The organism is Quyinboa ferrireducens (assembly GCF_042436675.1).
Lineage (GTDB): Bacteria > Bacteroidota > Bacteroidia > Bacteroidales > UBA5342 > JBHJHP01.
In genome coordinates this window covers 1-12633 of sequence record NZ_JBHMVA010000001.1, presented here as the reverse complement: position 1 = coordinate 12633, position 12633 = coordinate 1, and the positions used below count along the sequence as shown (strand labels likewise).

Genomic DNA, 12633 nt, shown 5'->3' with positions numbered 1-12633 from the left:
CAGAATTAATACAGGTTCTTTTCTTTGAGTGCCTGGATGGCCTTTTTTGCTGCATCCTGATGGCTCTCTTTCTTCGATGTGCCGGTGCCATCGGCATAACGTTCATCGTTAATCAGAACCTGTGTGTAAAACGTAGGCACATTGTGTTTGTTGATGACCTCCTTTACCAAAGAAAAAGTGATTTCCTTTCTGTTTTTCTGGCTCCATTCCAGCAGCAGCGATTTATAATTGCTGTCTTTTCGTACCATGTTCTTCATTTCGTCAAGCTTTTTATAAAGCCTGGTCTCAACAAAGTTTTTACAATTATTATATCCCTGATCCAGATAGATGGCGCCAATCAATGCTTCAAGGGTGTTCCCCGGGATATTGGTGTTTGGATTGTTGCTTGTGGTTTTAACCAGTTTTTCCAGTCCAAGATCTTCGGCCAGGCTATTCAGAGTGTTTCTGCTGACTAACTTGGCCCGTGCACTGGTTAAAAATCCTTCATTTCTGTTGGGGTAGTTTACGTAAATGATATCTGCTACAATGGCATCCAGTATAGCATCACCCAGAAATTCCAGGCGTTCATTATTGGCATGTCTGCCATTCTTCTGTTTTATGGAAGTGGATTTGTGAATGAAAGCGAGATCATAAATATCCGGATCATTCGGTTTAAAGCCCGTAAGTTCTTGAATGACAAACGAAAAAGACTTTTCCTTTTTGGGCAGGAAAAGTCTTTTAATTCGTTCAATATTTTTAATCACTATTTATTCAGTGAATTTTTTTATGATGACAGAAGCATTATGCCCGCCAAATCCAAAGGTGTTGGACAAAGCAGCATTAACCACACGTTTTTGTGCTTTATGGAATGTGAGGTTAAGCTTTGAATCAATGTCAGGATCAAGTTCCTGAAGATTAATTGTTGGAGGAATAATATCTTCTCTTACTGCAAGGATGCATGCCATAGCTTCTGCAGCTCCTGCAGCTCCTAAAAGGTGACCGGTCATTGATTTGGTTGAACTGATATTCAGATTATACGCATGATCACCAAATACTTTTTTAATGGCCTGAGTTTCGGCGATGTCGCCCAGTGGAGTAGCTGTACCGTGTACGTTTACGTAATCGATGTCTTCCGGTGTCATCCCGGCATCTTCCAAAGCACGTTGCATTACCAGAGCAGCACCAAGCCCTTCAGGATGTGGCGCAGTAATATGGTAAGCATCAGCCGACATTCCGCCGCCAACAATTTCGGCATAAATTTTAGCACCACGCTTTACGGCATGGTCATAATCTTCCAACATTAAACAGGCACCGCCTTCACCCATAACAAAACCATCGCGTGTTTTACAGAACGGACGGGATGCTGTTTCAGGATTATCATTATTAGTGGAAAGTGCCTGTGCAGAATTGAATCCACCTACACCGGATTCGGTGATGGCAGCTTCAGATCCTCCGGTGACGATCATGTTAGCTTTGCCGAGACGGATATAATTCAGTGCATCTATGATTGCATTGGTTGATGAAGCACACGCAGAAACAACACCAAAGTTTGGTCCACGTAAGCCATATTTCATAGAGATATGTCCAGGTGCAATATCAGCAATCATTTTGGGAATAAAGAAAGGGCTGAAACGAGGTGTTCCATCGCCCTTTCCAAATGCTGTTAATTCCTGCTGGAAAGTTATGAGCCCACCAATTCCGGCTCCCCATATAACGCCGACTCTGTTTTTGTCAACGGAGTCATCTTCCATTATACCGGAGTCTTCAATTGCCTGGGTGGCACTAACAATAGCGTACTGAGCAAATAGGTCCAGCTTACGTACTTCTTTGCGGTCAAAATATTCTTCAGCGTTATAGTTTTTAACCTCGCACGCAAACTTCGTTTTGAATAAAGAAGGGTCGAAATGGGTTATAATACCCGATCCACTTACTCCTTTAGACAAGTTGCCCCAAAACTCCTGTACTGAATTTCCTAGTGGAGTAATAGCCCCAAGGCCAGTGATTACAACTCGTTTAAATTCCATGCAAAAATTTTAAAATGCGATTAGTTAACCAGCGTTTTCTTCTATGTACTTGATAGCATCTCCAACAGTAGAGATGTTTTCAGCCTGATCATCAGGAATAGAAATATTGAATTCTTTTTCAAATTCCATGATCAGCTCAACAGTGTCAAGCGAGTCAGCTCCTAAATCATTAGTGAAGCTAGCTTCAGGAGTCACTTCAGTTTCATCTACTCCCATTTTGTCAACGATGATCGCTTTAACTCTTGATGCAATGTCAGACATAACTTTTTAATTTTAGTTAATAATTAGTTTCGAAAATATCGCTGCAAAGAAATATATTTTTTCTGTAATAATTAAAATTTTGTGACACAAAAATCATATTTTTGAGCAGTTTAACATGCAAGTTAAGAATTTTTATTGAAAAATAATATATTGTAAATGAAGAAATTAGCGCTCTTGGCAAGTGGTTCGGGTTCCAACGTGGAGAACTTCTATAATTATTTTAAAGATAACAATAATATAAGCATTTCTCTTGTGCTGTGTAATAACCCAAGTGCCTTTGTTATAGATCGTTGCAAACGATTGAATATCCCATGCAAGGTGTTTAACCGGGATCAGTTTTACAAAACGGAAGAGATTATCGATATGTTAAATTCGTATTCCATTGATTTTATTGTACTTGCAGGCTTTTTGTGGTTGATCCCGAAGTACCTGATCAGGGCTTTTGATAAAAAAATGGTTAACATACATCCGGCATTACTGCCTAAATATGGAGGAAAAGGAATGTATGGCGATAATGTTCATAAAGCTGTTGTGGAGAACAGGGAAATAAAGTCAGGTATCACGATACATTATGTAAATGAACACTTCGACGAAGGCGAGATAATATTTCAGGCTGAATGTCCGGTTCAACCCACTGATACCTATGCCGAAGTAGCCTCAAAAGTACATGAACTGGAATATGCCTGGTTTCCTAAGGTGGTAGAAGAGCTGTTAAATGATTCACCAGAATCTTAGAAGGTAAACTATGAAGGTCAGATTGGCAATTCTAACTATAATTGTTTATATATCGTCGGTTTGTTCTGCGCAGGATATGGTCACAGACCGCCCGGATCAGACTGAATCGGCAAGTATCGTTCCTAAACTTCATTTTCAGTTGGAGTCTGGATTCGATTTTACGGATGCCAATTCATTGTCCGACATTAAAGATGTGAAAAGTATACAGTCGTTACTTCGGTTTGGGCTGACTTCTGCTTTGGAACTCAGGTTGGGTTTTTCAAACGAAACGGCCACATTAGTTAGTGATCCGGAAGGTAGTGTATCCAATATTCTGAATCCTGGATTTAAGTACAGAATATTTAAAGGTGCCGGAATTATTCCTGATGTGGCGGTAATGGGGTCATTTCTGTTGCCTGTTAAAACAGATGATGCGGATCATTTCTGGTCGCCTGAAGTACGCCTTGCTGCACAGCATGATCTGCTGGATGTTTTGAGTCTGGGGTATAACCTTGCACTTTTCTGGGACAATAAAAATTATGATACCCAAAAATTTTATTCGGTTACGGCTGGTCTGAATGTTATTCCTAAGACCTGTTTGTTTTTAGAGTTTTTTGGCGAAAATTATAAAACGCTCGGTAATGCCGGATACATTGATTTTGGCTTTACCTACAGTATTATTAATAATCTACATTTGGACGGATATCTTGGTTATGGTCTGAACGATAATTCCAACAATATGTTTTGGGGAGTTGGTTTTACTGTAAGGCTGCCTAAGTAGGCTCTGTTATTGCCTAAAATAACTATCCAGCGTTTCACTTATTATTTTCGCAATTACCATCTGTCCTTCAGGTTTCAGATGAATTCCGTCAATGGTAACGTAATCAAAAACACCCTCAAGGTGCGGATAAGTGTTGATGAAAACACAACCTTCTTCCTTTGCCACTTTTTTAAATTCCTTGACAAGGTACTGAATCCTGTTGTTCCCTTTCAGGTATTTTTCGTGCAGTTCCGGGTGTGGGTTCATCGGTGGAGGTGAAACAATAAACAGCTTCGGGTGCGACGCCTGATACACGGGATGCGCTTTTATCTTTGCGATAAGGGTACGCATGCTGTCCGGTACATTTTTAATGTTATCTGTAAAAACAGCTTTGCAGTCATTGGTTCCCAACATAATAACGATGGCATCCTGTTTCCCGCTGTATGCATAAGCTTCGTCCAGGTAGCGGTCAATGTTCCTGAGTGTATTTAATGCAGGTCTGTTCAGATTATCATAGCCGATTGTATTGCCTGATATGCATGAATTATAGATAAAGTCATCAAATCTGACTTTTTTAAGCTGGGTGACCCAACCGAAATAAAACTCTCCATTGGAATCTCCAACGGCCAGAATGTTTTTGCTTTCAGCAGGATTCAGTGCCACGTCGGTTAACATTTCGTGTGTGCCTTCAAAAATAGTCAGTTCTACGAGATCTTTATAGTTTTTACGGTACTGGATTATCCTGTCTCCTAATTTTCCCTTTGTCAGAGTCGGATAATTCTGTGATGTAACAAGGGTAATCATGTCGCTTTCCGGAACAATGGATTCTGTTGCGGTCGGATCAAAATCATTAACTACTTTATTGTAGAATTTAATGGATTGTGTTACCGGAACCGAACCGGTATAACCATCATGAATACCGGTGTAAATAAAAAGTTTGGAATTTTGTCGTTTTGCAACCGGCGTTTGCATAAAAAGAGGTGAGCGCTTTATGGCCTCTCTTTTATTAATGTAATATCCTTTTGGCCCAAATTTCTTGCCGGTGGTGGCTATGGCAATATCCCTTGCATATTTATTGCCACGTCCTTCCGATTCATTAAACCATGCTTCAAGGTCAGAAATCGGAACCCAGGCAGAGAATGTTTTTACCGGGTATTTTGTTTTCATGTAAGCCAGCAATGTGGCATATCCACCACCACTAACGCCAATAATATGGATTTCGGATGTATCAACATTGGCATGTTTAATGGCGTAAGCTATGGCGTCATCAATATCCTGAATAACAAGAGGACTCCCGCAGGCATCAGGTTTGTTGTTGGCTCCACGGAAATCAGGATGTATGTATGTATAACCTTTTTGTATGCATTTCCACGATAATGTATCTTTTTGCGTGTAATCGCCGCTCCAGGTGTGCAGGCTTATAATTAACGGAGCCGGTTTGTCTGACCCGGACATAAAGAACCTGGCTTTCTGTTCTGTTCCGTCAGCTGTTGAAATAATTGAAACTTCTTTGCATCCTGCCGGCCAGTCTTTGCGAGTTGTGTTGTCCCATTTCGGATCATCCTGCGCAGTAGTGTTTAAACTGAGAATCAGTAAAGAGAACAGGATGCTTTTAAATATTTGTTTGAAGTTCATTTTAAGCAAAATTTAAAAATGCACGTAAAAATACAAAACCAACCAAAGGAATAAAAATCCTGCTAAGAATGATTGGTTTTTTATTGTAAATTTGAGGTTCAGGAGAAAGCCTGGGATGAACCTCTAAAATTGATGTACCATGCGAAGACTAATGTTTGCCCTCATTTTAATGCCTATAATAACTGTCGTTCAAAGTCAGGCGCAACAACCGGATTATGGTAAAAAAGTCGACAGTTTGTTGTCGCTTATGACCCTGGATGAGAAAGTCGGACAGATGAACCAGTATAATGGATTCTGGGACGTAACTGGTCCGGTTCCCACGGAGAAAAGTACAAAAGAGAAATATGATAATATTTTATCGGGGAAGGTTGGCTCGGTGCTTAATGTGCTTGGCACAGATGAAGTGCGTAAAATGCAGGAATTGGCTGTAACCAAAAGCAGGCTTGGTATACCTTTAATTTTTGGGTTTGATGTTATTCATGGCTATCGTACCTTAACACCAATTCCTTTAGGAGAGGCGGCAAGCTGGGATCTTGTTGCTATAGAAAAATCTGCAAGAATAGCGGTGCTGGAAGCTTCAGCTGCCGGACAGAACTGGACTTTTGCCCCAATGGTGGATATTTCACGCGATGCCCGCTGGGGACGAGTGATGGAAGGTGCCGGTGAAGATCCTTACCTGGGAAGTCTGATTGCCAAAGCCAGGGTTAAAGGTTTTCAGGGCGATGATCTTTCAGCGAATAATACCATTATAGCCTGTGCGAAACACTATGCCGGTTATGGTTTTGCAGAATCAGGTAAAGACTATAACACAGTTGATGTTGGGACATCTACGATATATAATGTGATCATGCCTCCGTTCAGGGCAGCGGAGGAAGCTGGTGTAAAAACGTTTATGAATTCGTTTAATGAACTTAACGGTATACCTGCAACGGGGAATGAATTTTTACTGCGTACTATATTGAAGGGTGAGTGGGGATTCGAAGGGTTTGTGGTTTCTGATTGGGGATCAATCGCCGAAATGAGGGCCCACGGTTTTGCCAAAGATAACAGAGATGCAGCAAAAAAGGCAGTGAAGGCCGGATGTGATATGGATATGGAATCGTATGCCTATATTAATTACCTCAGGGAATTGGTGGAATCCGGAGAGGTTGATATAAATCTGATCGATGATGCGGTCAGGCGCATCCTTCTCGCCAAATATGAACTGGGATTATTCGATGATCCTTATAGATACTGCAACCCGGACAGGGAGAAAAAGATAATAGGACAGGAGAGCAACAGAAAGGCAGCTTTGGATATGGCAAAAAAATCCATGGTGTTACTAAAAAACGACCAAATGCTATTGCCTTTGAATAAAGAAGGAATGAAGATTGCACTCATCGGTCCTCTGGCTGATGATAAAGATAGTCCACTTGGTAACTGGAGTGGGAATGTGATTCGGAATTCGGCAGTTTCTGTTCTGGAAGGAATGGAAAAGTTTGAAGGTAACCAGTTGCGCTTTACAAAAGGTGTTCAACTGGTGAATAATAAACCTGCATTGGCAGCGGGAGTTTCAATCAATAATACGGATACTGCGATGCTTGCAGAAGCTGTCAGCCTGGCCCAAAATGCAGATGTTGTAGTTATGGTGCTGGGGGAACACGGCTTACAGAGTGGGGAAGGCAGAAGCAGGGCTTTTATTAATCTACCGGGTTTACAGCAACAATTACTGGAAACGGTATATGCTGTAAATCCAAATATTGTTCTTGTGCTTATGAATGGAAGACCTTTGGCTATTCCCTGGGCTGCAGAACATATTCCGGCAATTCTTGAAGCCTGGCAGCCGGGAAGCATGGGAGGACAGGCTATTGCTGAGGTGTTATACGGGGATTATAATCCCTCAGGGAAACTTCCAATGTCGTTTCCAAAAAGTGTGGGGCAACTGCCATTGTACTATAATCATAAAAGTACCGGCAGACCAGGACCTAAAAAGGATGTGTATTGGTCACACTATATCGATCAGAGTAATGATCCGTTATTCCCATTCGGTTTTGGATTAAGTTATACGGATTTTAAATATTCTGATTTGCAGGTTAAAGCAACATCTACACCGGAGGTATTTGTCTCTGTCATGGTTCAGAATACAGGAGAAATGTCTGGCGAGGAAGTAGTACAGCTTTACATCAGGGATAAAGTTGCAAGTGTTACCAGGCCTGTTAAAGAGTTGAAAGGTTTTAAGAAGATACAGCTCAAACCGGGTGAAAGTCGTAAGATATCATTCATTCTGACCAAAAATGAGCTTGGTTTCTATAATAATGAAGGTGATTTTGTTTTTGAACCCGGAGATTTCGATATCTGGGTAGGAGCCAGTTCGATCGATGGATTACATACTTCCCTTTATGTTGACCAACAGGATGAATAGCAGAAATAGTTTTTAATCCCGGTCTACATCTTAACAGTGGCAAAGCTGTTTTAAGCCTTATTTATCTGTTCTTTTTAGCCATTCTTCGGCCAGAACAGGCCAGGTTTCGCCTGCCAGTGAACCTTTTCGTAATCCGTAGCCATGTCCGCCTTTGGGCAACATATGCAGTTCAACAGGAACTTTGGCATCGCGTAATGCAGTAGTCATAACCAATGCGCTGTTGCTGTAAGGATCGTCTACAGTGGCAAAAATAAACATAGGAGGCGTATTCTTATCCACTTTTAATTCAGGTGTGAGGCTCCTGTTTTCTCCTTTGTCTAAATATGCAGGATAGATGAGCATGGTAAAGTCCGGTTTGCATGAAACGTTATCTATAGCATCCTGAGCCGGATAGGTCTGTTCGTTGTATAAGGTAGAGGCACGTGCGCTTAAACTTCCTCCGGCAGAAAATCCCATCACGCCAATTCTGTCTTTGTCCAGTTGCCAGTCAGATGCATGACTCCTTACAATTCGTATAGCCCTTTGCACATCCATTAAAGCGCCGGCCTGTTTTTGCGGGACCCTGTATTGCAATACAAATGCGGTATACCCAATGCTTGTTAGCCATTCTGCAATTTCATACCCTTCTTTATCGATGGCTAAAATACTGTAACCGCCACCCGGGCAAACCACAAATGCACCTTTGTTCTTTACGTCAGGTTTTGGATCGAACCGAACCAGAACAGGATTGGTGACTTCAGCAATGCGGGTGGTATTGCCGCCGTTATTTGAGCTGATCACAGCGGAATGTTTTGGTGCTGCTTCCCCGGGAACCTTATCCGGCCATATATATAATGTGTCTGTTGCCTGTCCGAATGTAGCAATTTGTACCGTCATTAAAACAATTAGAAGTGTCAGCCATTTCATGGGAATCAGTTTTTAAGATTGGATCACAAATTTAACAAACATATTTGGAGTTTCTACTTTCTTAAACCAATATTGAATTTGTTTATGTTTCATTAATGCGTTATTTTTGAGTTATTATTAACGAATTAAAACTTCACGGTTTACAAAAAAGGCTGTCCGAACGATTTCAGACAGCCTTTTCTCTCATCTATTAAACTCCAAATTCCCTAATTGGGAATGCCTTTCGTGTGCAGGGTAAACGTAAATATACTTCCCTCGCCCTTGCGACTTTCAACTTTAATGTCGCCATTATTTTTTTCTACGAATTCTTTACACAAGATTAATCCCAGGCCGGTTCCCTCTTCCTGTGCCGTTCCGTATGTTTTCACTTTTTCTGATATTTTGAACAGTTTTGAAACTTTATCGTCAGACATGCCGATGCCTGTATCGGTAATAGAAACATCTATTCGCCCACCATTTAGCTTCGATTTCTTGCACGAAATTTTAACTTCACCTCCCTGGTTTGTAAATTTCAACGAATTAGAGAAAAGATTTCGAACTACGGTATGGATCATGTTTTTGTCAGCATATACATAGGTGTCTTTAGGGACATCTGATTTTATTTTTATCATTTTGCTTTGTGCGTGATCCTGTTGCATTTCCAGAATATCTCTGCTTATTTCTTCCAGATCGAAATATTCCGGTTCATAGTTTATGTTTCCCGTTTGCACCCTGGCCCAGTCAAGGAGATTCTGAAGCAACTTATAGGCATTTTCTGATAATCGTCTGATCCTGTTCAGAAAATTCATCTTCCCTTCGTTATCCAGTTCCTCAAAATCATCTATCAGTATTTCCGAAAATCCAATTAACGTATTAAAGCTTCCCTTCAGGTCGTGACCAATAATTGAGAAGAATTTATCTTTTGTGGCATTGGCTACTTCAAGTTCTTTGGTTCGTTGAAGTACTTTCTCTTCAAGTGATGCGTTCAGTGCTGCTAATTCCTTGTTTTTGCTTCTTATCTGGTTTTCCTGAACATAACTTCGGATTGCTTCTTTAATAGTTAGTGCAAGGTCTTCTTTGTCCCATGGTTTGGGAATGTAACGGTATAACTTGGCCCAGTTGATGGCGTTGGCAACACCTTCAACACTTGCCTGTCCCGTAAGCAATATTTTATGTGTCTCCGGAGAGATTTCATGAATTTTCTTTAGTAATTCATCTCCCTTCATATAAGGCATAATATAATCTGAGATAACAACCGGGATTTTATATCCTTCTTCTCTCAGTTCATTAAATATTTCAATGGCCTCTTCAGGATTGTCTACTGTTTCAATGATAAATTTGCTGCCCCACGTATCTTCAAGCTGGTCTTTTAGTGCATCCAGAATCATCTCTTCGTCATCAATACAAAGAATGACTTCCTTTTCATTAACGGTACTTTTTATCTCGAATTTCTGCATGGCAGATCTGATGGTATCTATCAGGTTTTCTTCGTGCCACGGTTTGCTGATACATGAAAAGAGGTTTGCATTTTCAATGGCGTTTTGAATTGCCTCTTTCGATGCATGGCCGGTAAGCATGATAGGTACAATTTCAGGATATAACTGATGAGCCTGAACCAGAAACTCATCTCCTTTCATGCCTGGCATGAGCCAGTCTGACACAATAACAAGTATGTCTATGTTTTCTTCGCTCAGCTCCCGAAGCACTTCGTTCGCTTCATCGGCATTTTCAGCGGTTTCATAAATAAGATTGTCGCCGAAATTCTTTTCGATCTGTTCTTTCAGGCTTTCCAGAATAATCGGTTCATCGTCAATGCATAAAATTGCTCTTTTCTTTGACATGGCATTAAATTTTTGGAAGTTCAATAGAAAACGTTGTGCCTTTATCTACTTCAGTGTCAATGGTAATTATGCCATTATGCTTCTCAACAATGCGTTTAACAATATCGAGCCCTATTCCAGTTCCTTCTCCTGAGGCTTTTGTTGTGAAGAAAGGCATAAAGATCATATCCCGTATCTCGTCGGGAATACCACATCCGGTATCCCTGAATTCTGCTATTACAGTATCTTTTTTATCTTTAATACTTATATAAATTTTCCCCTTGTTGTTCATGGCGTGGATGGCATTCGTGATCAGGTTGTTCCAGACCTGACTGATTTCATCCGGATAGACATATATAAATGGCACCTTATCATAATTTCGTATAATCTCCACACCATGTTTCAGTTTGTTGTGGTTCAGTGTAATAATAGTTTCTATGTTATCAATAATGTCTGTTTGTGATTTTTTCCCATCCGGTGTTCTGTGGATATATTTCTTAAGCGCTGCAACAACCTGTGATGCCTTCTCTGTTGCAATAGATATATTTTCACTGTTTTTAAGAACCGAAATCATACTTTTTGCCGATTTCAAAACCTTAAGAATATCAGTCCTGCCGGTGTAACTCAAAATGGTGTCAAGCTGATCCTGTTGATTCAGGTAGACAATGATATCGGCGATCGCATTTCCATTTCCGTTACCTGATCCGTTTATCTGTTTTTCAATCTCTTTCTTCAGCTGTCTTTTCTCGCGTGATCCTAAGGTGTGATTGGTAAAACCGTTGTAATTCTGAAGCAACAGTTTTAGCAGGTTCATTTCATCAATTGAAAATTGCGCAAGGTTATTTTCTATATTGTCAATCAGTTGAGTAAAAGAGGTTTTGATATTGGAATTTGAAGCATTTATTGCGCCCAAAGGAGTGTTTACTTCATGGGCGATTCCTGCAATTAACTGCCCAAGCGCTGCCAGTTTCTCAGTATTAATTAACTGTGACTGGGTTGCTTTAAGATCCGTCAGCATTTCTTCAAGTTCACTGTTTTTCCATTCCAGCTCAAAGTGTGCTTTTTCGATGGCCTTTTCAGCGTCTTTTAAGTCAGTTACATCTTTCGAAATTCCAAATGTGCCAATCAGCATGCCTGTATTGTCATATAAAGGTTTTTTTGTAGTATGAACCCAGGTGATTTTTCCGTTAGGCCATACTTCTTTCTCAACCTGAATGATTTCTTTTCCGGTTCTCAGAATCTCCTGTTCATCGTCAAATGCCTGCTGTGCGTGTTCTTTGGCAAAGAAATCAAAGTCTGTTTTGCCAGTTAATTCGTTTTGGTGTTTTACGCCAAATACCTTGAGCATGGATCGACTGGCCATAAGGAATCTGCTTTCCAGATCTTTAAAGTAGATGTATGCAGGCATTTCATCCATTATTTTTTCAAGGTAAAACTCTTTGTTGTGATTTTGGGATACAGTATTATATTGTCTGCCTGTTACCTCAAACTGTTGAAGTATTCTGTCCGGTTCGTCCGATTCATCAGATATAATGGCAATCGCATTAACTTTTATATGCAGTGGTTTGCCAGATTTATGTAAGCGTTCACTATTATAGGTTACATTGGGCAGTGCATTATTTATAAGTTTTGCCAGTTCTTTTTTTTCAGGTTTTATGTTTCCCGGAGGTGTTAGATCTATTGTAGTCAACTCCAGCATTTCATCCGGAGTGTATCCAAGTAATTCTGCAAATGCTGCATTTATTTTATAAATGGTTCCCTGAATGTCCGTTATTATACTGGGAGTTACCGAGTATTCAAAGACCAAATCCAATGTGCTTACTTTATTTAATGTATTGCTCACAATTAAGTATGTTAATCAGGAAACAAATATAAAATAAAAATTAAATTAACACAAAATTAATAATGAATAATTTTAAGTTAATTGTGAGTTAACACAGGTGCGAATCCCATTAATTCGCTCAGATTTAGCAACTTTATTTATTGAAAAATATAAAACATGTTATACAGCACAATTTCAGGGGTTTAAGGAATGGTAATAAAAAAGGGGTAAAAAAAGATTGGAAAAAGTTTGGATAAATGGGATAATAATGATTTTCTTTGCAGCCGCTTTTGGAAGGGGTAGAGGCCCTGGAGAGTTAGTCTTGAGTTTTG

10 protein-coding genes are annotated in these 12633 nt (G+C 40.1%); 3 read left to right on the top strand and 7 right to left on the bottom strand.

Annotation, left to right across the window (positions count from 1 at the left end):
- Window positions 1-5 precede the first annotated feature (5 nt).
- Genes rnc through ACE01N_RS00040 form a run of 3 tightly spaced genes read right to left on the bottom strand, consistent with a single transcriptional unit; the run spans window position 6 to window position 2264 of the window.
- Entirely contained in the window at window positions 6-743 is a 738-nt protein-coding gene (rnc, locus tag ACE01N_RS00050) for a ribonuclease III (RefSeq protein WP_380583556.1), read from the bottom strand.
- Between the two features lie 3 nt (window positions 744-746).
- The gene (fabF, locus tag ACE01N_RS00045; RefSeq protein WP_375729512.1) at window positions 747-2003 is read right to left on the bottom strand and encodes a beta-ketoacyl-ACP synthase II; all 1257 of its coding nucleotides are present in this window, start codon (window positions 2001-2003) and stop codon (window positions 747-749) included.
- Between the two features lie 24 nt (window positions 2004-2027).
- Entirely contained in the window at window positions 2028-2264 is a 237-nt protein-coding gene (locus ACE01N_RS00040) for an acyl carrier protein (protein WP_375721626.1), read from the bottom strand.
- A 156-nt stretch (window positions 2265-2420) separates the two neighbouring features.
- On the opposite strand from ACE01N_RS00040, the gene purN reads away from it, so the two are divergent.
- Together purN and ACE01N_RS00030 are read left to right on the top strand one after the other, a co-directional pair.
- On the top strand, window positions 2421-2999 hold the full coding sequence (gene purN, locus ACE01N_RS00035; RefSeq protein WP_380583553.1) for a phosphoribosylglycinamide formyltransferase: 579 nt from the start codon (window positions 2421-2423) through the stop codon (window positions 2997-2999).
- Between the two features lie 10 nt (window positions 3000-3009).
- Window positions 3010-3759 (top strand): transporter, encoded by a 750-nt coding sequence (locus ACE01N_RS00030; RefSeq protein WP_380583551.1) that lies wholly within the window; start codon window positions 3010-3012, stop codon window positions 3757-3759.
- 6 nt (window positions 3760-3765) lie between these two features.
- Here ACE01N_RS00030 and ACE01N_RS00025 read toward each other — a convergent pair whose 3' ends face one another.
- Complete coding sequence (locus tag ACE01N_RS00025; protein WP_380583549.1) at window positions 3766-5373, bottom strand: SGNH/GDSL hydrolase family protein; 1608 nt, start codon at window positions 5371-5373, stop codon at window positions 3766-3768.
- 139 nt (window positions 5374-5512) lie between these two features.
- Between ACE01N_RS00025 and bglX the strand changes: the two genes are divergently transcribed.
- Complete coding sequence (gene bglX, locus ACE01N_RS00020) at window positions 5513-7774, top strand: beta-glucosidase BglX (protein WP_380583547.1); 2262 nt, start codon at window positions 5513-5515, stop codon at window positions 7772-7774.
- A gap of 57 nt (window positions 7775-7831) precedes the next feature.
- Here bglX and ACE01N_RS00015 read toward each other — a convergent pair whose 3' ends face one another.
- The 3 genes from ACE01N_RS00015 to ACE01N_RS00005 form a co-directional block, all read right to left on the bottom strand.
- Window positions 7832-8680: an alpha/beta hydrolase gene (locus tag ACE01N_RS00015; RefSeq protein ID WP_380583545.1), complete on the bottom strand. Its 849-nt coding sequence runs from the start codon at window positions 8678-8680 to the stop codon at window positions 7832-7834.
- 206 nt (window positions 8681-8886) lie between these two features.
- Window positions 8887-10500 (bottom strand): sensor histidine kinase, encoded by a 1614-nt coding sequence (locus ACE01N_RS00010; protein ID WP_380583543.1) that lies wholly within the window; start codon window positions 10498-10500, stop codon window positions 8887-8889.
- A 4-nt stretch (window positions 10501-10504) separates the two neighbouring features.
- Entirely contained in the window at window positions 10505-12322 is a 1818-nt protein-coding gene (locus ACE01N_RS00005; protein WP_380583541.1) for a sensor histidine kinase, read from the bottom strand.
- Window positions 12323-12633 lie beyond the last annotated feature (311 nt).

Coding starts and splice junctions, on each gene's coding strand:
- fabF (WP_375729512.1), bottom strand. CDS start 2,003: ATGGAATTTAAACGAGTTGTAATCACTGGCCTTGGGGCTATTACTCCA.
- ACE01N_RS00040 (WP_375721626.1), bottom strand. CDS start 2,264: ATGTCTGACATTGCATCAAGAGTTAAAGCGATCATCGTTGACAAAATG.
- purN (WP_380583553.1), top strand. CDS start 2,421: ATGAAGAAATTAGCGCTCTTGGCAAGTGGTTCGGGTTCCAACGTGGAG.
- ACE01N_RS00030 (WP_380583551.1), top strand. CDS start 3,010: ATGAAGGTCAGATTGGCAATTCTAACTATAATTGTTTATATATCGTCG.
- ACE01N_RS00025 (WP_380583549.1), bottom strand. CDS start 5,373: ATGAACTTCAAACAAATATTTAAAAGCATCCTGTTCTCTTTACTGATT.
- bglX (WP_380583547.1), top strand. CDS start 5,513: ATGCGAAGACTAATGTTTGCCCTCATTTTAATGCCTATAATAACTGTC.
- ACE01N_RS00015 (WP_380583545.1), bottom strand. CDS start 8,680: ATGAAATGGCTGACACTTCTAATTGTTTTAATGACGGTACAAATTGCT.
- ACE01N_RS00010 (WP_380583543.1), bottom strand. CDS start 10,500: ATGTCAAAGAAAAGAGCAATTTTATGCATTGACGATGAACCGATTATT.